Here is a 20,812-nt window from a genome sequence, read left to right as displayed (position 1 = left end):
TCAGCCGAGCGTGAGCCAGGGCCGCGCCGTCGCATCCTCCGTCTCGAACTCTGTCACCTCGTGCGTCAGCGACGTCGTCAGGTCGAGATCGTCCCAGCCGTTCAGCAATTTGGTGCGCCAGATCGGATCGATGGTGAAGGCAAAGCTGCGGTTGCCGATCCGGATCAGGCCATCCTTCAGATCGACTGTCGCACTCGGGTGGCCGCTTTCGAGCAGCGCCAGCATCTCTTCCGCATCGCTTTCGCTCACCTTGGCCGGCAACAGGCCATTGTTGACCGAGTTGGCGGCGAAGATGTCGCCGAAGCTCGGCGCGATCACGCAGCGGAATCCGGAATCCATCAGCGCATAGACCGCGGCCTCGCGCGAGGAGCCGGCGCCGAAATTGCGCCGCGCCACCAGGATCTCGGCGCCCTGCGCCTCAGGCCGGTTGAGCGGAAAGTCCGGCCGCTTCTCACCGTTCTCGTCGAGACGCATGTCGTGGAACAGGCATGGGCCGTAGCCTTCGGCCCGCGAGCGCTTCAGGAAGCGTGCAGGGATGATGCGGTCGGTGTCGACACTGGCGAGCGGCAGGGCGCACGCGGTGGCGTGCAGGATGTCGAACGGCTTCATCTTGCCTGCTCCCGCAACAGCTCGCGCATGTCGGTGATCCGCCCGGTGACCGCGGCGGCGGCGGCCATGGCCGGCGACATCAGGTGCGTGCGGGCGCCCGGTCCCTGCCGGCCCTTGAAATTCCGGTTGGTGGTGGAGGCGCAGCGCTGGCCGGGGCTCGCGATATCGCCGTTCATGCCGACGCACATCGAGCAGCCGGAATCGACCCATTCGAGCCCGGCGGCGAGGAAGATCCTGTCAAGACCTTCCTGCTCGGCCTGCTGCTTGACGAGGTGCGAGCCGGGCGACACCAGTCCCGGAATCTTCGCTTGTCGCCCGGCGAGAATGCCGGCGGCGGAGCGCAGATCCTCGATCCGGCTGTTGGTGCAGGAGCCGATGAAGACGCGGTCGATCGCGATGGTCTCGATCGGCTGGCCGGGGTCAAGGCCCATATAGGCGAGCGCCTCGCGGATGTGGCTGGCGCGCGAGGGATCGGCGACGGCATTGGGATCGGGCACAGACGCATTCACTGGCAGCGCATCTTCGGGGCTGATGCCCCAAGTGACGGTCGGTGCGATCTCGGCGCCGCGCAGGGTGATCTCGCGATCGAAGGCGGCGTCGGCATCGCTCGTGAGCTGTCGCCAGTGGGCGAGGGCCTGCTCCAGCAGGCCGTCCTTCGGCGCAAACGGACGGCCTTCGACATAGGCGAAGGTGGTCTCGTCGGGCGCGACCATGCCGCAGCGCGCGCCGCTCTCGATCGAGAGGTTGCACAGCGTCAATCGGCCTTCCATCGACAAGGCGCGGACCGCCGAACCCGCATATTCGATGGCGTGACCTTGGGCGCCGTCGGCGCCGATCCTGGCGATCATCGACAGCGCGATGTCCTTGGCGCTGGTGCCCGGCGGCAGCGCACCGTCGACGGTGACGCGCATCTTCTTGGGCTTCTTCTGCCACAGGCATTGCGTCAGCAGCACATGGGCGACCTCGGAGGCACCGATGCCGAAGGCCAGCGTGCCGAACGCGCCATGGGTCGAGGTATGGCTGTCGCCGCAGACGAGTGTGAGACCCGGCAGCGTCAGGCCTTGCTCCGGGCCGATCACATGGACGATGCCCTGGCGCGGGTCCGTGAGGCCGAACAGACGGATGCCGTTGCTGCGGCAATTCTCGTCGAGCTGTCGGATCATCCGGGCGAGCTCGGGGGCGATGGCGTTGGAGTCGCGGTTGCGCGTCGGCACGTAGTGGTCGGCGACACCCACTGTGAGGTCAGGCCGCCGCACCTTGGCGCGCTTCTCCTTCAATTTGTCGAAGGCGAGGAACGAGCCTTCATGCACCAGATGACGGTCGATGAACAACAGCTCGCTGCCATCCTCCCGTCTCGTGACGACATGGGCGTCCCAGATCTTGTCGAACAGCGTCCTTGGTTCCGTCACCCTTCGTTTCCTTCTTTTTCTTGGAGATCGAAGAAGCGATGGCCGCGCTGCCCGATCCAGTCCGCATAATAGGCCACGGCTTCGACGGGAGTCATGAAGCGAAAATCGAAATCCTGCCTGAACCGATCTGCATGCATCGGCCGACGGGAGCGGCTGAGGTCGTCGTGATAGGCGATCGCGCCATCGCCTTGGGGGACCGGCATCGTCGCGATCTGCACGCCGGGAAACCGCGGCGCCAGCGCCTCTGCAAGCAGTCGCGCGTTCCAGGTCTCGCCAAGGCTCAGATTGTAGAGATCATGCGGCAGCCGATCCGCGGTGAGCAGCAGCGCCAGGGCCCTCGCGACATCAGCGCTCAAGGTCCAGTCGCGCTCGCCTTTCTCCGCGAGGACGAGGTTCCTGCCGCTCGCCATTGCGGCTGCGATCTGGAACGGCGGGCTCAACGTCTCGCGCAGGCCGGTGTCATGCTCCCAGGGGCCGAACACGGCCGTGATCCGCGCGGTCGCGGTCGAGAGGCCGAAAGCGCGCGCGGCTTCGGCGACGAGGCGCTCGCTGGCGAGCTTGGTGAAGCCATAGAGCGTGGCCGGGGCAGGAGAGAGCCGTTCGGTGATCGGCTCCGGATCGAAGGCGGCATTGCCATAGACGGAGCCCGAGCTTGGATAGACGAAGCGCTCGATGCCGGCACGGCGGGCTTCCTCCAGCAGCACGGCGGTCGAGACCGTGTTGACGTCGAGCGCGTCCGTGGCGGTGGCGATGGTGCTGTTCGGAGCGAGCGTGATGGCGGCGGCATGCAGGATGCGGCGGACGCGATGGCGCGCGATGGCCTCGGCCAACAGGCGGCGATCGCGGACGTCGCCTGTGACCACGGACAGGCGGCCGGGATGCCTCGCAAGCGCTACATCGACAGTGGCAGCCAACGGTTGCTTGTTGAGCGCCACGACGTCGTGGCCCTGCGCCAGCAGGGTTTCCAGCACGTTGATGCCGACAAATCCGCCGGAGCCGGTGACGAGAAGGCTCATGCGTTGGTCTCGAAGGGGGCGCGCGCCGCCATGTGGGCCTGGTAGGTCGCCTCCATCGCTGTGCGCGGCGCGTTGTTGTCGCCGACCTGGACCACGGGAAGACCGGCCTCGCGCAGCGCCCGGTAGAGCGCGTGGTCGCTGCGATTGTGGTCGACGGCAACCAGCGAGGAGAACCCGGCGAGACGCTCGGACGCGCCGGTCGAGAGGTCCTCGACCTCGAGCGCATCACCACTGAAGGCGCGCACCGCGCGCAGCGTAGCGATCCGCACCTTGCGCTCGCGCAGCCGCCGGCTGTTGGCGAGCGTGGAATAGATCGTGGCCCGCCAGGCGTAGCTGGCCGCCGGCACGAACAGGGTCACGGCCTTGCCGATGTCGGCGAAGAATTCGACCGCCGACAGCGCGCCCCATTCGCCGGTGCGGTCATAGACCGCGACCGATGCGCCGAGCTTCTGCGGCGCCTGCACGGCTTCGGGCAAGGTGAAGACCCTGCCATTGCCGGAAATCGCGACCGGCATCGTATGGGAGCCGGTGGCAAGAATGACGCGGTCGGCACCGAAGGCCGCAACCGCGTCGGCCGTGGCCGTGCGGTTACGCTCGATCTTGACCCCGAGACGGCGGATCGCCTCGACCTGGAAGCAGACGAAGTCCTTGAAGTTGGAGCGCTTCGGCATCAGCCAGGCGGTGCGGAGCTGGCCGCCCAGCGCATTGCTGCGCTCCCACAACGTGACGTCATGGCCGAGGGCTGCGGCCACTCGCGCTGCTTCGAGCCCGGCCGGGCCTGCGCCGATCACGAGAAACCTTCGGCGTGCCGCGTCGTTGATCATCTCCGGCTCGGCATATTGCCCCTCCAGCCCGGCGACCGGACTGATCAGGCAGCGGATCGGCAGATTGCGCTCCAGCATGCCGGCGCAGCCCTGGTTGCAGCCGATGCACTGGCGGATCTCGTCGAGACGGCCCTCGATCGATTTGCGGACGAGGGCCGGCTCGGCGAGATGCGCGCGCGCCATGCCGACGGCATCGGCACCGCCGGCGGCAAGGAGCGCTTCCGCCTGCTCGAGCTTTGTGAAACGGCAGACGGCAAACACCGGCATGTCGAAACCCGCCGCGCGCAGGCCCGTGCGGATGCGGGCCGGCAGGCTGCGAAACGGCGCGGGATCGAACGCCATGTCCGCCATCTGCGTCGCCAGCGAATAGGAGGCCTGATAGGCCGAGTGCGAGACGTTGACGAAGTCGATCCTGGCCTCAGTCGCCAGCATCGGCACCATGCGCGCGACCTCGTCGATGCCAAGGCCGCCCTCGCTATATTCGTCGCCGCTGATGCGGATGCCGAGGCAGAAATCCCGTCCCAGCTCGCTGCGCAGCGCGGCCAGCACCCTGGCCGGAAAGCGCAGCCGGTTCTCGATCGATCCGCCATATTGGTCGTCGCGCTGGTTCGACAGCGGCGACAGGAATTGCTGCAACAGATGGCCATGGGCCATCTGCAGTTCGATGCCGTCGAAGCCGGCCGCGACCAGGTTGCGCGCGGTGGTGAGGTGGGCGTCGATCACCTCTTCCATGTCGTATTCGTCCATCGGCCGCGGTGGCAGTGCCGAGATCGACCAGGGAATCGGCGAGGCGCCCCAGGACACCGTTCGCTCGAAATCGCCTTCGACCTGGCGGCCGAGATGGATGACCTGGCCGAGAATGTGGGCACCTTCGTTCCTCACCGCGTCGGTGATGCGGCGAAACGGATCGATGCAGGCCGGGTCGAAGCCGGAGACCGCCTGCGGCCGGCCGAGCGAATTGGCATGCACGCGGATGGATTCGAAGATGATGGCGCCGACGCCGCCCTTCGCGCGGGCCGTGTGATAGTCCAGATGCCGCTGGCTCGGCAGATGGTCGACGCCGAAATTCGTCGTATGCGCGGGGACGAAGATGCGGTTGCGAAAGCCCAGGTTTCCGACCTGGAGCCGGCTGAGGGCCCTTTCGAACGGCTGAGGCATGGTGCCAAACTCTCTTACGCCACGGTCTCTAGCTACCGCCTGGCTCGATCCCTGCGCGGCAGCGTGCAGCGGATTGACCGAACCTGTCACGTTTTTTATACAGAAGCTGTATTGGAAACAAGATAGCTTGAGGGACTGGCGTTGCGCGCCGCTTCAGAGCCGCTGAAGGCGCGGCGGGTCTACCTGCTGCTGAAGGACAAGATCGCCTCGGGCGAGCTTGCCGCGGGCGATCGGCTGCCGGGCGAGTTCGCGCTGGCGCAGGCGCACAACGTCTCCCGCGTCACCATCCGCCAGGCGCTGGATCTGTTGGCCAGCGAGGATCTGGTGCAGAAGCGGAGCGGTTCGGGCACCTATGTGCGGCGTCCGTCGCAGAAGGTCCGCACCGTGCTGGCTGATGTCGCCAATGTCTTCGCCCATCTGATCGAGATGGGGCGCACCACCGACGTCAGGCTGCTCTCGTTCGACTACGTCAATCCGCCCGAGCAGGTCCGGGAGGCGCTGGAGCTCGCGCCCGACGAACGGTCGCAGCGCTCGGTGCGCGTCCGCCTGGTCGACGGCGTCCCGTTCTCCCATCTGGTCGCGCATGTGCCGGAGAGGATCGGTCGCAATTTTTCGCGCGACGACCTCGCCAAGGCGCCGCTGCTGGAATTGATCGAACGGGCCGGGCACAAGGGCGCTTCCGCCAGGCAGGAGATCAGCGCGGTGCTGTCGAGCCCCGAGGTCGCCGAGGCGCTCGACATCGGCGTCGGATTGCCGCTCGTGGCGCTGCGCCGCGTCGTCTATGATCAGGCAGGGCGCCCGATGGAGCATTTGCAGGCGCTGTACCGGCCCGACCGCTACACCTTGCAGATGAATCTGGCCCGCACGGGGGACGAAGGACACCGGCACTGGAGTCCGACAGCCGAGGTTTACCGGAGAGAGCGCCTTCGCCGGAGGCAGCCAGTCAGGAAGAAGGTGAAATTGAAATGAGGCGTTCCTCGAAGCCCATGTCCCGGAAGCCCATATCCCGCCGTGCCGTCCTCAAGGCCGGCGCCGCGCTGACGACGCTGGTCGCGGCCCCCGGCGTCCTTCGCGCCGAGCCTGCGCCCGTCAAGGTCGGCCTGCTGCAGCCGATCAGCGGCGCGTTCGCGCTCGACGGCGATCTCGCCAAGACTGGTGCCGAATATGCGGTGAAGGAGATCAACGACGCCGGCGGCATCAAGACGCTCGGCGGTGCCAGGCTCGAGCTCGTGATCGGCGACAGCCGCTCCAATGCCGAGGCCGGCGCGCAGGCGACGGAGGATCTGCAAGGCGCGGGCGTCTCCGCCGTGCTCGGCGGCTTCGCCTCCGGTATCGCATTGACGGCGACCCAGGCGGCCGCGCGCTATGGCCTGCCGTTCATCGTCGACTGCGCCGTGGCCGACACCATCACCGAGCGCGGCCTCAAGAACACCTTCCGCTTCAACCCGAACTTCTCGATGGCGACGGAGCTCGCGCTGAAGAACCTGGTGAAGCTGAACGATGACGCCGGCAAGCCGGCGAAGACGGTCGCGATCGTGCACGAGGACGGCCTGTTCGGCTCCGGGCTCGCGAAGCTGATGCAGGAGAAGCTGCCGCCGCTCGGCTTCGAGGTGCTCGAAAGCATCGCCCATCCGACGCCGGCGCGGGACATGTCGAACGTCGTGCTGCGCATCCGCTCGCTCAACCCCGATCTGATCGTGCCCTCGCATTATTTCAACGAGTTCGTGCTGTTTGCGCGCACTTTGCAGCAGCAGCGAGTGCGGCCGAAGGGCATCTATGCGGTGTTCGGCGGCGCCGCCTCGAGCTATCGCTTCGTCAACGAATTTCCGGAAGCCGCCCAGGGTGTCATGGACTGCAACCATTGGGGCGATCCGAAGAACCCGATCACCACCAAGCTGCGCGAGACCGTCACGGCGGCCGGCAAGTTCTACGCCTACAACACGCCGATCAACTACTCGCTGGTCCACGTCTTCGCGCAGGCCGTGGAGAAGGCCGGCAGCGCCGACCGCGAGAAGATCATCGCCTCGCTTGCGACGAACGAGTTCGACAGCGGCCTCATGCCCTACGGCAAGACCAAATTTAACGACAAGGGACAGAACACCAGCGCGCTGCCGCTCAACACCCAGGTCCAGGGCAAGGACATCAAGGTGATCTATCCGGCGAACTATGCCGAAGCCAAGCCGGTATTCCCCATCAACAGTTGATCGATGAAGGGCGAGGTGGCGGCGCGCCGCCACCTCGCATCTCGCGGAAGGACAGGATGTACTCGCCCGAAATCGTCATCGAGGCGCTGCTGAATGGGCTCATGCTCGGCGCGATCTATGCCCTGATCGCGCTCGGGCTGACGCTGATCTACGGCGTGCTGCATATCGTCAACTTTGCGCATGGCGCGCTGTTGACGGTGGCGATGTTCGCGGTCTGGGTTTTGTCCGCACGGTTCGGCATGGATCCCTATCTGTCCATCGCGATCGTCGCGCCGCTGATGTTCGCGTTTGGCTATGTCTTGCAGCGCTTCATCATCGGCCCGGCGAGCCATGGCAAGGACAACAGCATCCTGCTGGTGACGCTCGGGCTTTCCATCATCATCGAGAACGCGCTGCTGGCCGGCTTCCAGTCGGACACGCGGACCATCAACACCGACTATTCGTTCCGGGTCGTCGAGATCGGGCCGTTGCTATTGTCGTTCCCGCGCGTGGTCGGGCTCGGCGTTACCGTGCTGACGACGCTGTTGCTGTGGCTGGTGCTGAACCGGACCGACACCGGCAAGGCGATTCGCGCGGTTGCGAAGGAGAAGCTCGGCGCGAGCCTGGTCGGCATCAGCGTGCCCCATGTCTATGCCATGACGTTTGCGATCGGCTGCGCCTGTCTCGCGGTCGCGGCGGGCCTGTTGATGCCGTCCTTTTATGTGAGCCCGAAGACCGGCGCCGCCTTCGTGCTGGTGGCCTTCACCATCGTCGTGTTGGGTGGCATGGGATCGGTGCCGGGCGCGCTGATCGGCGGGCTCCTGATCGGGCTGGTGGAGGCGGCCTCCGGCCTGTTCTTCGGCGACAGCCTCGGCCAGATCGGCATCTTCCTGATCTTCATCGTGGTTCTTTTGTTCAAGCCGACGGGCCTGTTCGGGGTGCAGCAGTGACCGGACGAGGCCTGCTGCCGGTCGCGGCCGCCGTCGCCGTGCTGGCCGTCATCCCCTTTCTGGGGATTTCGGGAAGCCTGCTGAACCTGATGATCTTCATGATGATCATCGCGCTCGCAGCCCAGGGCTGGAACGTGCTCGGCGGCTATGGCGGCCTGTCGTCGTTCGGGCATGCGGCCTTCTTCGGCGTCGGCGCTTATGCGATGGCGATCCTGCAGGCCCGTTACGGGCTCAACGCCTGGCTCGCGCTCGTGATCGGGATTGCGCTCGGCGCGCTGTTCGGCGCCTTCATCGGTTTCCTGAGCTTCCGCTCCGGCCTGAAAGGCTCCTATTTCGCGCTGGTGACTTTGGCTTTCGCCGAGGTCGCTCGCATTCTCGCCAACAGCGCCAATTTCACCGGTGGTGCTGCCGGCACCATCCTGAACTTGCAGAGCGGCGTTGCCTTCCTGCAATTCGCCGACCGTCGCGTCTTCCTGCTGGTGGTGCTGGCCTTCGTCGCCATCGGCCTGCTCGCGACCTGGTGGCTCGAGCACTCCCGCTTCGGCGCCTATCTGGTCGCGCTGCGCGAGAACGACCAGGCGGCGCAAGCGCTGGGCGTCGACGTCTTCACCGTCAAGCTGAAGGCGATCGCGCTGTCGGCGGCGCTGACGGCCGCATCCGGCTGCCTCTATGCGCAGGACTATCTCTTCGTCGACGCCAATATCGCTTTCGGCTCCTGGATCTCGATCGAGGCGCTGTTCGCCGCGATCGTCGGCGGCGCCGGAACGGTGCTCGGTCCATTGATCGGCGCGATCGTGCTGCTCGGCCTCGGCGAACTGACCAAGGGGCTGTCGGGCGGCATCCCTGGCCTCGATCTTCTGGTGTTCGGCGTCATCCTGGTGCTCTGCGTGGCCTTCTCGCCCAACGGCCTCGTCACGCTGTTGCGTAGGCTCGGCATCGAGCGACGCGGCTTTCCCGCCAAGACGGCGAAGGAGGCCTGACGATGCTGCGGGTCGAGAAACTGACAAAACGCTTCAGCGGATTGCTGGCCGTCGATGCCGCGTCCTTGTCGGTCGAGCAGGGTTCGATCACCGGCCTGATCGGGCCGAACGGTGCCGGCAAGACCACGCTGTTCGCGATGATCGCGGGTTTTCTCGCCTCCGACGGCGGTGCCGTGATCTACGAAGACAAGGACATCACCGGCCTCAAGCCGCATGTCCGCGCACGCGATGGCATCGCGCGGACCTTCCAGATCGTGCAGCCCTTCGAAGGGCTCGACGTGCAGCAGAACATCGCGGTCGGCGCCTACATGCACACGGCGAGCCAGGCCGAGGCGATGCGGCAGGCCGCCGAGATTGCCCAGCGCGTCGGGCTCGGCGGCGAGCTGGCGAAGGCGTCATCCGGGTTGACGGTCGCGGGGCGCAAGCGGCTCGAGCTCGCCCGCGCGCTCGCGACCCGGCCGCGACTGCTGCTGCTCGACGAGGTGCTGGCCGGGCTCAACCCGTCGGAAATCCGCGACGTGATCCCGATGATCCGCGCCATTCGCGACCAGGGCATCACCATCCTGATGATCGAGCACATCATGCAGGCGGTGATGAACCTGTGCGATCGCGTCTTCGTGCTGTCGCAGGGCAAGATGATCGCCGAGGGCGAGCCGGCCGCGGTCTGCGCCGATCCGAACGTGATCGAGGCCTATCTCGGCCATGGCGCGGCCGCGCGATTGAAGCTCGAGAGCGCCGCCGATGCTTGAGGTCCGCGAGTTGCGCGCCGGTTATGGCGAAACCGAGGTGCTGCGCGGCGTCAGCCTCGACGTCGGGGAGGGCGAGGTGGTGGCCGTGCTCGGCTCCAACGGTGTCGGCAAGACCACGCTGAACAAGGTGCTGTCCGGCGTTTTGCCCTCGACCGGCGGCACTGTCCGTTTCAATGGCTGTGAGCTGCAGCGCGCGAACTCGGCCGCGATCGTGTCCGCCGGCCTGATTCATGTCCCCGAAGGCCGCAGGATATTTCCCAACCTCACGATCCGTGAAAACCTCGAGCTTGGCGGCTACCGGCGGCCGAGGCGTGCGCGCGGGGCCAACATCGAGCGGGTCTACGCCACGTTTCCGCGGCTGAAGGAGCGCGCCAGACAATATGCCGGCACGCTCTCCGGCGGCGAGCAGCAGATGCTGGCGATCGGCCGCGGACTGATGGGCGAGCCGAAACTGCTGATCCTCGACGAGCCGTCGCTCGGCCTCTCGCCGCTGATGGTAGAGGAGATGTTCGCGCTGATCGCGCGGCTCGCGGCCGGCGGGCTTGCCATCATGCTGGTCGAGCAGAACGTCGTGCAATCCTTCGAGCTCGCGCGCCGCGCCTACATCATGGAGAACGGCCTCATCACGCTGTCGGGCGCGGCGGCCGAGCTCAAGTCCAACCCCGAATTGAAGCGCGCCTATCTCGGGCTGTGAGGCCCGCAACCGGCGCCAGACGACGAAGAGGAACGAGGATGCCAGCATGAGCCTCAGAGCGACCCTTGCGGCGGAGCCGACCACCATCGCGCCGGGCGTCTGCGACGCGCTGACTGCCAGCATTGCCGCAGGCGCCGGCTTCAAGGCGTTGTATCTCACCGGCGCCGGTATCGCCTATACGCGGCTCGGCCGCCCCGATATCGGCCTGGTGTCGATGAACGAGGTCGCCGAGATCATCGCCATGGTGACCGACCGCGTCGACACGCCGCTGCTCGTCGATGCCGATACCGGCTATGGCAATGCGCTGAACGTGCAGCGGACCGTGCGACTGTTCGAGCGCGCCGGTGCGGCCGCGATCCAGATCGAGGACCAGACCTCGCCGAAGCGCTGCGGCCATCTCACCGACAAGTCGGTCGTCTCCGCTGGCGAGATGGTCGGCAAGATCAAGGCCGCGCTCGACGCGCGCCGTTCTTCCGAGACACTGATCATCGCGCGGACCGATGCGCTCGCCATCGAGGGCGCGGAGGCCGCGATCGAGCGCGCCGAGCGCTTTGCCGAGGCGGGCGCCGATATCCTCTTCATCGAGGCGCCCAGGAGCAGCGAGCAGCTCTCGGCCATTGCCGGCCGATTGGCAAGCCTGCGGCCGCTGGTCGCCAACATGGTGGAGGGCGGCTCGACGCCGATCCACAGCGCCGCCGAGCTCGGCGCGCTCGGCTTCCGGCTCGTGATCTTTCCCGGCGGCGTCGTCCGCGCGCTGGCCCACACGGCAAGCCAATACTATCGCTCGCTGGCGGAGGCCGGCTCCAACCGGCCGTTCGTCGACCGCATGCTCGATTTCGACGGCCTCAATGCGCTGCTCGGCACGCCGGAGATGCTGGCGCTCGGCGCGCGCTACGAGGCGGACGGCGGCGCGGCGGAGCAGCTCGCATGAGCGCGCTCGATCCCATCACGCTCGCGGTGTTGAAGGGCCGGCTCGAGCAGGTCGTCGACGAGATGGATGCGACGCTCTACCGCTCGGCTTTCAACCCCACGATCGCGGAAGCGCGTGACGCCTGCCACGGCATCTACCATGCGAAGACGGGCGATACGCTGGTGCAGGGCCAGGGCGGCCTGCCGATCTTCGTCGGCGCCATGGCGTTCGCGGTGCGCGCCGTCATCGCCAAGGTCGAGAGGGAGGGCGGCCTCGCAGACGGCGATACCTTCATCTTCAACGATCCCTACGACGCCGGCACGCATCTCAACGATTTCCGCCTGGTGCGGCCGGTGTTCCGTGATGGCGAGGTGTTCTGCTGGATCGCCTCGGTCGGTCATTGGCTCGACATCGGCGGCAATGTCGCCGGCGGCTACAATCCGAAGGCGACCGAAAGCTTTCAGGAAGGCATCCGCATTCCGCCGGTGAAACTGTTCTCGGCCGGCAAGGTCAACCCGGACATCCTCGGCATCATCGAGGCCAATTCGCGGGTGCCGATGTCGAACTGGGGGGATCTCAACGGCCAGCTCAACGCGCTCGATCTCGGCGAGCGGCGGCTGCGTGCGCTGCTCGACGAATATGGTGATGCGACCGTCGCCGATGCCTTCGAGGCGTACTCCGACCGCGCCGAGGCGCTGATGCGTGTGGCGATCGCCTCGCTGCCGGACGGCGTCTATTCCTTCGAGGACGTGCTCGACAATGACGGCATCGTCGATGTGCCGCTGACGGTGGCGCTCGACATCCGCGTCACCGGCGACACGATGGAGCTCGACTTCTCGCGCTCGGCCGCAGGCGCGCAGGGACCGATCAACATCTCGCGCTCGACCACGATCGCGGCCTGCTATGTGGCGCTCAAGCATGTCTTCACCGACGTGCCGGCCAATGCCGGCTGTCTCAGGCCGATCCGCTTCACCATCACCGAAGGTTCGCTGCTGGCCGCCGCGCCCCCGAAACCGGTCGCGGGCTATACCGAGACCATCCTGCGGCTGATCGGCGTCGTGCTCGGCGCGCTGGCGAAGGCCGACCCGGCGCGCGCCACCGCCGCGCCGTTCGGCACCATCAATGCGCTGTCGATCGCCGGCCATCGCCATGACGGCAGCCGCTTCGTGATGTTCTCCTTCTTCGGCGGCGGGCTCGGCGGCAATCCCATGTCGGACGGCCTCAACCACGCCAACAACCCGATCTCGACCGCGACGATTCCGCCGGTCGAAATTCTGGAAGCCGCCTACCCCGTGATGTTCACGCAATGGGCGCTGCGGCCGGATTCCGCCGGCGCCGGCACCCATCGCGGCGGGTTGGGGGCGATCTACGAGATCGAGCTTCTGGTCGATGCCCATGTCGCGCTGCTCGGCGAGCGCGGCAAGGCGGCGCCGTTCGGCGTGGCCGGCGGCACCGAGGCTGGGCTCAACCGATTCATCTGGCAGACCGGCGAAGGGGAGGCGAGCCCGCCGATGGTGTCGAAGATCACCGACCTGCATCTTCCGGCCGGCCGCCGTGTCCGGCTGGAGACGCCGGGCGGCGGCGGCTGGGGCAGCGCGGCGGAGCGTCCTGTCGAGGCGGTCGCGCATGACGTCGCGCTCGGCTTCGTAGGCCGGCAGCAGGCGAACGACATCTACAAGGTCGCGATCAGGACCGACGGCGAACTCGATCGTGCGAGGACCGAAGCGTTGCGTCACGGGAGCGCCGCATGAGCCAGTTGGGCACGATCGTCGGCGTCGATGTCGGCGGCACCTTCACCGACCTGTTCTATTTCGACGAGGTGAGGGGCGTCTTCCGCACCGGCAAGGTGCCGTCGAACCGCGGCGACGAGGCGACCGGATTCCTGGAAGGGCTCCAGGGTTTCGGCGCGCTGGCCGACCTGACCTCGATCGTGCATGGCACCACGGTCGGCACCAACGCGCTGCTGGAGCGCAAGGGCGCCCGCATCGGCCTGATCACAACGAAGGGTTTTCGCGACGTGCTGGAGATGCGCCGCCGCGATCGGCGCCGCACCTGGGGCCTATGGGGCGACTTCATCCCGATCGTCGAGCGCGACATGCGCCGCGAGGTCGACGAGCGGGTGCTGTCGGACGGCTCGATCCGGGTGCCGGTCGATATCGACCAGGTCGTCACGCATGCGCGCGAGTTGCTCGCCCGTGGCGCGCAGGCGCTCGCCATCGTCTTCATCAACGCCTTCGCCAATCCGGAGAACGAGCGCAAGGCGATGGCCGCGCTCGGCGACATCTGGCCCAATGACAACATCGCCTGCTCCAGCCAGATCCTCCCCGAAATCCGCGAGTTCGAGCGCACCTCGACCACCGCGCTCAACGCCTATCTTCAGCCGGTGGTCGGCTCCTATCTCGGCAAGCTGGAACGCGCGCTCGACAGCGAGCGCTTCGGCGGCCGTTTCCACATCGTGCAATCCAATGGCGGGGTGATGTCGACGGCAGGCGCGCGGCGCTTCCCGATCCGCACCGCGCTGTCGGGGCCCGCAGCCGGGGTGATCGCGGCGGCGGAAATTGCCAAGGCCGCAGGCTTTCCGAACGTCATCACCGGCGATCTCGGCGGCACCTCGTTTGACGTCTCGCTGGTCGTCGACGGCGCCACGTCGCTCGCGGCGCAGACCACGGTCGATTTCGGCCTGGTGATCCGTAACCCCATGATCGAGATCACGACCATCGGCGCCGGCGGCGGCTCGATCGCCCATGTCGATGTCGGCGGCCTGTTGCAGGTCGGGCCGGAGAGCGCAGGCTCGCGGCCCGGCCCGGTCTGCTACGGCGGCGGCAACGAGCGCCCGACTTTGACCGATGCCAATCTCGTGCTCGGCCGCATCAATGCCGATCGCCCGATCGGCGGCAAGCTCGCCTCGCTCGATGTCGAGGCGGCGAAGCGGGCGATCGCGAGCCACGTCGGCAAGCCGCTCGGGCTCGGCGTGATGGAGGCGGCCGAGGCGATCGTGCGGATCGCCGACAGCAAGATGGCAGGCGCCATCCGGCTGATGTCGATCGAGCGCGGGCGCGATCCGGCGCGCTTCGCGGCGGTGCCGTTCGGCGGCGGCGGGGCGCTGCACGTCTCCGCCCTGATCAAGGACGTCGGGCTGAAGGCTGCGCTGGTGCCGCGCTATCCCGGCGTGACCTCGGCGCTCGGCTGCGTGATGGCCGACATCCGCCACGACCGGGTGCAGACCTTGAACATGTTCCTCGACCGCATCGACATCGCAGCTCTCAGGAGCTGGATGCTGTGGGAAGCCGAGCATGCGCGCGAGGTGGTGATGGATGCGAAGCTCGCGATGGAGCGCGTGGAGATCGCCTTCGAGCTCGACATGCACTATGTCGGCCAGACCCACACCATCCGCGCGCCTGTTCCGGTCGAGATCAGGGACGGCACCATCGCGCTGACCGAGGCCATCCTGCGCACGGCGTTCGAGCAGGCCTATCAGAAGAGCTTCAGCCGCCTCTTGCCCGGCGTGCCCGTCAAGATCGTCAACCTCAGGACGAGCGCCATCGGCGTTCGCCCGAGTTTCGATCTGAAAGCGCTCGCGCCCGGCGCCGATGCCGATCTCGACAAGGCGCGGCTCGGCCAACGGCCGGTCTGGTTCGACGGCAAATGGTGGCCGACCGCGATCCATGCACGGCTCGACCTGCCGGTCGGCGCCGAGATCGAAGGTCCTGCGATCCTGGAGCAGCCGGATGCGACCACCGTGATTGCGCCGGATTTCGTGGCGCGGGTGGATCAGTTCGGCAACATCATCGTGGAGCGACGCCCGTGAGTGCGGTGAGAATCCCCCACGAGCGGACCGGCTTGCTGATCGTCGACCTGCAGAACGATTTTCTCGACCCCAAGGGCGCCTATGGCCGTGCCAATCAGGGTTCGCCGGATATCGCAGCGCTGCCCGCAAGACTGAAGCCGCTCGCCGATCTCCTGCGCGCCAAGGGCGGCTGGGTCATCTCCACCCAGTTCACGCTGGTGCCGGGGAAGGGCGGCGAGCCCCTGATCTCGCCGCACCTGAAACAGCTTCGGCCGTTCCTGGCCAAGGACGATTTCCTGCCGGGCGCCTGGGGGCATCAGCTCGTGGACACCCTGCAGCCGGCCGATCTCGTCGTGGAGAAGATCGCCTATTCGGCGTTCTACATGACGCGGATGGAATGGGTCCTGCGCAAATGCAACATCGAGAAGCTCATGATCGCCGGCATCGTCACCAATGGCGGCGTGGCGACCACGGTGCGCGATGCGCATATCCGCGACTTCGAGACCATCGTGCTGGAAGACGGCTGCGCGGCGTTCAACGTCGAGACGCATGACATCGCGATCGCCGCGCTGAAGCCGGTCTGCCGCGTCGCCACGATCGCCGAGATGATGCGGGAGATCGAGGCGCCATGAGCGGCATCGAGACGATCGATCATGATTTCGACGTCTCGGTCGATTGCCTCGTCATCGGCGCTGGCGCCGCCGGCATGGTCGCCGCGCTTTCCGCGATCGAGAAAAGCGAGTCGGTGCTCGTCCTTGAGCGGGACAGCGTGCCGCGCGGCTCGACCGCGCTGTCGGCCGGGCTGATCCCGGCGGCCGGAACGCGATGGCAGCAGGCACTCGGCATCGCCGACAGCCCCACGCTGTTTGCGTCCGACATCCTGCGCAAGGCGCACGACGAGCCCGAGCCGGCGCTGGTTGGGCTCGTGACGCGAGCCATCGGCCCGACGCTGGAATGGCTGGCCGATCGGCACGGATTGCCGTTCTCGCTGGTCGACAATTTCAACTATCCCGGCCATTCGGCCCTCCGGATGCATGGCCTGCCGAGCCGGGCGGGCAGGGAACTGATCGACCGATTGCGCGCCGCCGCCGAGACCGCCGGTGTCGATATCATCTGCGACGCGCATGTGACCACGCTGCTGGTCGATCAGGCGACAAAGGTGCGCGGCGTGCGCTTCACGCGGCCGGACGGCAGCACGGACGAGGTCGGCTGCGCGCGGCTGATCCTCGCCTGCAGCGGCTATGGCGGCAATCCTGCGCTGGTCGAAAGGTACATTCCGCAAATGTCCGGAGCGGAATATTTCGGCCATGTCGGCAACCAGGGTGATGCGCTGTCCTGGGGCGAAGCGCTCGGCGCGGCGAGCCGCGATCTCGGCGGTCATCAGGGCCATGGCTCGGTGGCGATGCCTGCGGGAATCCTGATCAGCTGGGCGACGATGACCGAGGGCGGCTTCCAGGTGAATGCGCAAGGGCGGCGCTTCTCCGACGAGGCTTCCGGCTACTCCGAGCAGGCCGCTTTCGTGCTGGCGCAGCCGGGCGGCCTTGCCTGGAGCATCTTCGATGCCCGCATCGCGGACATCGCGGCGCAGTTCGAGGATTTCAGGAATGCGGTGGTGCACGGCGCAGTGCTGGAAGCGTCCGACCTCGCGGCGCTTGCCTCGGCCATTCGCGTGCCTGAGGCGGCCCTCGCCGAGACCTTCCGCGCGGTCAACGCGGCGCGAGAGGGCGCGCGTACCGATGCGTTCGGCCGCGACTTTGTGGGCACGCCGGCGCTCGCGCCGCCCTATCGCGCGGTGAAGGTGACGGGCGCGCTGTTTCACACCCAGGGCGGCCTCGTGGTCGATGCGCAGGCGAGGGTGCTCAGGATCGATGGCACACCGTTCGAAAACCTGTTTGCCGCCGGAGGCGCCGCCTGCGGCGTATCCGGCGCGGGCGCCGGAGGTTATCTTTCCGGCAACGGCCTGCTGACGGCGGTCGCGCTCGGCCGCATTGCCGGCAACTCTCTGATCAGGTGAGCCGATCGAGATTGCCGAGCAGGCGGTGCTCACCGGATTGCTCGCTCTGTGCGCGGCGTTCTTGTTCCTGCTTCGCGCCTTCGTCCTGCAGGCGCTGGTCGCCGAACACCTCGACGACGACCTGCTTGGCCTTTCCGGCAAGCTTCTTCGTGATCCCCTTCGCTGCGTTCATTGGCGATGCTCACCTCAATCCCGATCGCTCGCGCCGTCCTCCAGGCCGGCCTTGATGCGGAGCCGGTCGATCAGCTTGGAAGCCTCGGCCTTGGTGAGGTCGGCGCGAAAGTCGAACGGCTCGTGCACCTGCTCGGCCAGGGTCTTCAGATAGGACGCCTGGGCACCGGTCATGGGCTCGTCGCCGGAGACCCAATCGTCCGGGTTCTTCCTGGTGTTCGAAAAATCGCTGTTGTCCTTCATGCCTGCACTCCTGCCCTTTCAACGGGGCCTGCACGCATTTGTTCCTGTTTCGTTTGCGCGGGCGATCAGCCCGCAGCAACGGCGCTGGTGATAACGCCTTCATTCCCGCGCAGGTCCAGTGTTCCCGAGATCGGCTCTGCCACGCGATCCATGAAGGTGGAAAGCAGGATTTCGCCCGACAGCGGGATGGCGTCCGACGAAAGCGAGACTGGATCGGCGCCGAGATTCAGGGCCACGACAACGGATGACGATCCGCTGCGGCGCCGGTAGATCAAAAGGTCCCCCTGGGCGGCGATCGGCTCATAGCCGCCGGTCACGAGGGCCGGGCACCGCTTGCGCAACGCAATCAGCGCCTTGGTGAGGTTGAGCAGCGAGGCCGGGTCGGCCTCGAGATTGAGCACGTTCTCGCGGACAAAATCGTCCGGCAGCGGCAGCCACGGTTGTGCCGTGGAGAAGCCGGCATTCGCCGCAGAACTCCATTGCATCGGGGTCCGGCAGCCGTCGCGGCCGACGCCCAATCCGGGCACGTTCTTCTCGAAGGGATCGCGGACCTGCTCGGGCGCGATCGCGACCTGGTGCATGCCGATCTCGTCGCCATAATAGAGCGTCGGCGTGCCGCGCAGCGTCAACAGCAGCATGGCGGCGACGCGCGCCTGCTCAGCTCCGACGCGACTCGCCACGCGCGGGCGATCGTGATTGCCGAGCACCCAGTTCGGCCAGGCGCCTGGCGGCAGCGCGTGCTCGTATTCGGCGATGATGGCCTCGATGCGCCGCGCGTTCCAGGGCGCCGACAGCAGCGCGAAATTGAACGGTAGATGCGCGCCGAGCAGGTCCTTGCCGTAATAGGCGACCAGCCGCGCGATGGGCAGATAGATTTCGCCGATCAGCACCCGCTCCCGAAACGCGTCCAGCACGGACCGCATCTCGGCGACGACGTGCTGAACTTCGGGCTGGTCGGTCGTGTAGGCCGGCAACAGGGCCTGATGCGGCGGCTGGCCCTCGCGAAAATTCGGGTTCGGAGGGTTGTCGCGAAAGCCCTCGTCCTTGATCAGATGCCAGATCACGTCGACCCGGAAACCATCCACGCCCTTGCCGAGCCAGAACCGCATCACATCGTAGATCGCCTGGCGCACGGCGGGATTGCGCCAGTTCAGGTCGGGCTGCTGTGCGAGGAAGGCGTGATAATAATACTGCCCGCTCGCGGCATCGTATTGCCACGCGCTGCCGCCGAACTCGGAGAGCCAGTTGTTCGGCGGACCACCACCCGGCGCCGGATCGCGCCAGATGTACCAGTCACGTTTGGTGCTGTCGCGTGAGCGGCGGCTCTCGATGAACCAGGGGTGCTGGTCGGAGGTGTGGTTGGGCACCAGATCGAGGATCAATTTGAGCCCGCTTGCATGCGCTTGCGCAACCAGCCTGTCGAAATCGGCCATGGTGCCGAACACCGGATCGATCGCCGTGTAGTCGGAGATGTCGTAGCCGAAATCGGCCATCGGCGAGGGGAAGATCGGGGACAGCCAGAGGGCGTCGACGCCGAGGTCTTTCAGGTATCGCAGTCGCCCGATGATCCCGGGCAGGTCACCGATGCCATTCGCATCGGAGTCCTGAAAGGAGCGGGGATAGATCTGGTAGAAGATGCCCCGCCGCCACCACACCGGCTCGTTCACCGCCTGCAACACGTCCATCGATCGAGTCCTCAACGGTGTGGAAAGCCGGCTCGGCGATAGAACATCCGGCCCGGATAAAAGTTGCCCGCCATGCGCGGGAAGGATGAGCGGTTCCCGCATGACGCTTTGCGGCCGAGCGCTGGATCGTTACGGCCGTTGCCAAGTGCTGCGCGTCATGAAACTCGGCCTCGTGTCGCCACATTCCCTCATGATGATGAGAAAATTCCCGGGCTGAGATGGGATAGTCCCCCTGACGGTACGGGATAATGGGAGGCTCTCCGCAAGAGAGCCCTGTGGGGAGGCGACCTCATGCCAGCGAATGCTTTTCATTCGCGAAAGAAGCCGGCAGGTTGTGCCGTGCATCACCGGCATCGGCGCGTTGGCGGCCGGCTCAACTCCTTGAAAACGAACTCGAAATTGTAGGCGTGGCTGGCGCGAGATCGTCGCGTGATCCCGTGCGGCTGCGTCGAAGAAAATCAACCGGAGGAATGCCCATGAAGAAACAGCCGAGATTGCTTGCTTTACCTTTGGTCGTTGCCGCTGCCGCGACACTTTCAGCGCCGTCAGCCTCGGCCCAGGCGGTGGACACCGCACGGATCGATGCGGCCGGTCAGAATGATTGGCTGACCTATCACGGTTCCTACAAGTCCTATCACTACAGCCCGCTCGCCCAGATCAACACCAGCAACGTCAACAACCTCGGCGTCGCCTGGATTCACATTCCGGGGCGATCGACCCGCGGCCTGCAGTCCATGCCCCTGGTCGCCGACGGCGTGCTCTATTACACGGGCTCCTACAGCCGCACCTTCGCGCTCAACGGCGCGACCGGCGAGGTGATCTGGTCCTATTTCCCGGAGCTCGACGAGGCGCTGATCGCCCGCCAGACCCACTCGCCCTATAACCGCGGCGTCGCGATCGGTGACGGCAAGGTCTATGTCGGAACCATGGACGGCCGGCTCATCGCGCTCGACATGAAGACCGGCAAGGTGATGTGGGACACCAAGCTGGTGGATTCCCAGAAGCTGACGGTCGGTTTCACCGGGGCGCCGCTCTATGCCAAGGGCACGGTGGTGATCGGCTCGCAAGGCGGCGAATGGCCCGGCCGCGGTCCGATCTTCGGCGTCGATGCCGCGACCGGCAAGAAGAAATGGGAATTCGAGACCGTTGCCGGCACCGACGACGCGATGAAGAGCTGGGGCAATGATTCCTGGCGCACCGGCGGCGGCGGCGGCTGGATGCCGGGCACCTACGATTCCGAGACCAACACCGTCATGTGGGGCACCGCCAACCCGGCGCCACTTTATGACTGGTCGGGCAGCGACTACAAGACGCAAGGCGCCCGTCCCGGCGACAACCTCTACACCACCTCGGTGATCGGCCTCGACGTCGATACCGGCAAGCTGAAGTTCTATCATCAGGAGCTGCCGCACGACGCCTGGGACTTCGAC

At 66.5% G+C, this 20,812-nt stretch carries 19 protein-coding genes; 12 read left to right on the top strand and 7 right to left on the bottom strand.

The window, feature by feature from the left end; translation table 11 throughout:
• Genes leuD through JOY90_RS11250 form a run of 4 tightly spaced genes read right to left on the bottom strand, consistent with a single transcriptional unit; the run spans position 1 to position 5,016 of the window.
• Positions 1-609 (bottom strand): 3-isopropylmalate dehydratase small subunit, encoded by a 609-nt coding sequence (leuD, locus tag JOY90_RS11265; RefSeq protein WP_291691214.1) that lies wholly within the window; start codon positions 607-609, stop codon positions 1-3.
• Positions 606-2,018, bottom strand: coding sequence for a 3-isopropylmalate dehydratase large subunit (leuC, locus tag JOY90_RS11260; protein ID WP_291691213.1), 1,413 nt, complete (start codon positions 2,016-2,018; stop codon positions 606-608). The genes leuD and leuC overlap by 4 nt, the downstream gene beginning before the upstream one ends.
• Positions 2,015-3,034 carry an NAD(P)-dependent oxidoreductase gene (locus JOY90_RS11255; protein ID WP_291691212.1) on the bottom strand — a complete coding sequence of 340 codons (1,020 nt, stop codon included), beginning with the start codon at positions 3,032-3,034 and terminating at the stop codon, positions 2,015-2,017. Before JOY90_RS11255 ends, leuC begins: the two co-directional genes overlap by 4 nt.
• Complete coding sequence (locus JOY90_RS11250) at positions 3,031-5,016, bottom strand: FAD-dependent oxidoreductase (protein ID WP_291691211.1); 1,986 nt, start codon at positions 5,014-5,016, stop codon at positions 3,031-3,033. Before JOY90_RS11250 ends, JOY90_RS11255 begins: the two co-directional genes overlap by 4 nt.
• A gap of 141 nt (positions 5,017-5,157) precedes the next feature.
• Between JOY90_RS11250 and JOY90_RS11245 the strand changes: the two genes are divergently transcribed.
• From JOY90_RS11245 to JOY90_RS11195, 11 genes are read left to right on the top strand one after another with little or no spacing between them, the layout of a single operon-like run.
• Positions 5,158-5,985, top strand: a complete 828-nt coding sequence (locus JOY90_RS11245) for a GntR family transcriptional regulator (RefSeq protein ID WP_291691210.1) — start codon at positions 5,158-5,160, stop codon at positions 5,983-5,985.
• A complete protein-coding gene (locus JOY90_RS11240) occupies positions 5,982-7,220 on the top strand; it encodes an ABC transporter substrate-binding protein (RefSeq protein WP_291691209.1) in 1,239 nt (412 codons plus the stop codon). Before JOY90_RS11245 ends, JOY90_RS11240 begins: the two co-directional genes overlap by 4 nt.
• A 56-nt stretch (positions 7,221-7,276) precedes the next feature.
• Positions 7,277-8,149: a branched-chain amino acid ABC transporter permease gene (locus tag JOY90_RS11235; protein WP_291691208.1), complete on the top strand. Its 873-nt coding sequence runs from the start codon at positions 7,277-7,279 to the stop codon at positions 8,147-8,149.
• Positions 8,146-9,129, top strand: a complete 984-nt coding sequence (locus JOY90_RS11230; protein WP_291691207.1) for a branched-chain amino acid ABC transporter permease — start codon at positions 8,146-8,148, stop codon at positions 9,127-9,129. Before JOY90_RS11235 ends, JOY90_RS11230 begins: the two co-directional genes overlap by 4 nt.
• Positions 9,130-9,131: 2 nt before the next feature.
• Positions 9,132-9,878: an ABC transporter ATP-binding protein gene (locus tag JOY90_RS11225; RefSeq protein WP_291691206.1), complete on the top strand. Its 747-nt coding sequence runs from the start codon at positions 9,132-9,134 to the stop codon at positions 9,876-9,878.
• A complete protein-coding gene (locus JOY90_RS11220) occupies positions 9,871-10,572 on the top strand; it encodes an ABC transporter ATP-binding protein (protein WP_291691205.1) in 702 nt (233 codons plus the stop codon). Before JOY90_RS11225 ends, JOY90_RS11220 begins: the two co-directional genes overlap by 8 nt.
• Positions 10,573-10,618: 46 nt before the next feature.
• Positions 10,619-11,503, top strand: a complete 885-nt coding sequence (locus JOY90_RS11215; RefSeq protein WP_291691204.1) for an isocitrate lyase/PEP mutase family protein — start codon at positions 10,619-10,621, stop codon at positions 11,501-11,503.
• Positions 11,500-13,233: a hydantoinase B/oxoprolinase family protein gene (locus JOY90_RS11210; RefSeq protein WP_291691203.1), complete on the top strand. Its 1,734-nt coding sequence runs from the start codon at positions 11,500-11,502 to the stop codon at positions 13,231-13,233. Before JOY90_RS11215 ends, JOY90_RS11210 begins: the two co-directional genes overlap by 4 nt.
• Positions 13,230-15,290 carry a hydantoinase/oxoprolinase family protein gene (locus JOY90_RS11205; protein WP_291691202.1) on the top strand — a complete coding sequence of 687 codons (2,061 nt, stop codon included), beginning with the start codon at positions 13,230-13,232 and terminating at the stop codon, positions 15,288-15,290. The genes JOY90_RS11210 and JOY90_RS11205 overlap by 4 nt, the downstream gene beginning before the upstream one ends.
• Complete coding sequence (locus JOY90_RS11200) at positions 15,287-15,901, top strand: cysteine hydrolase (protein ID WP_291691201.1); 615 nt, start codon at positions 15,287-15,289, stop codon at positions 15,899-15,901. Before JOY90_RS11205 ends, JOY90_RS11200 begins: the two co-directional genes overlap by 4 nt.
• Complete coding sequence (locus JOY90_RS11195) at positions 15,898-17,283, top strand: FAD-dependent oxidoreductase (RefSeq protein WP_291691200.1); 1,386 nt, start codon at positions 15,898-15,900, stop codon at positions 17,281-17,283. The genes JOY90_RS11200 and JOY90_RS11195 overlap by 4 nt, the downstream gene beginning before the upstream one ends.
• Here the strand turns inward: JOY90_RS11195 and JOY90_RS11190 are convergent.
• The 3 genes from JOY90_RS11190 to JOY90_RS11180 form a co-directional block, all read right to left on the bottom strand.
• Positions 17,276-17,455: a CsbD family protein gene (locus JOY90_RS11190; RefSeq protein ID WP_291691199.1), complete on the bottom strand. Its 180-nt coding sequence runs from the start codon at positions 17,453-17,455 to the stop codon at positions 17,276-17,278. The two genes, JOY90_RS11195 and JOY90_RS11190, sit on opposite strands and share 8 nt — an antisense overlap.
• A 14-nt stretch (positions 17,456-17,469) precedes the next feature.
• Positions 17,470-17,697: a DUF3072 domain-containing protein gene (locus JOY90_RS11185; protein WP_291691198.1), complete on the bottom strand. Its 228-nt coding sequence runs from the start codon at positions 17,695-17,697 to the stop codon at positions 17,470-17,472.
• Between the two features lie 65 nt (positions 17,698-17,762).
• A complete protein-coding gene (locus JOY90_RS11180) occupies positions 17,763-19,382 on the bottom strand; it encodes an alpha-amylase family glycosyl hydrolase (RefSeq protein WP_291691197.1) in 1,620 nt (539 codons plus the stop codon).
• A gap of 476 nt (positions 19,383-19,858) precedes the next feature.
• Here JOY90_RS11180 and JOY90_RS11175 point away from each other — a divergent pair.
• A partial coding sequence (locus JOY90_RS11175) for a PQQ-binding-like beta-propeller repeat protein (protein WP_291691196.1) occupies positions 19,859-20,812 on the top strand: 954 nt, incomplete at its 3' end.

It is taken from the genome of Bradyrhizobium sp. (assembly GCF_019242285.1).
In the GTDB taxonomy this organism is placed as follows: domain Bacteria; phylum Pseudomonadota; class Alphaproteobacteria; order Rhizobiales; family Xanthobacteraceae; genus Bradyrhizobium.
This window is presented reverse-complemented; position numbering and strand designations above follow the sequence as displayed.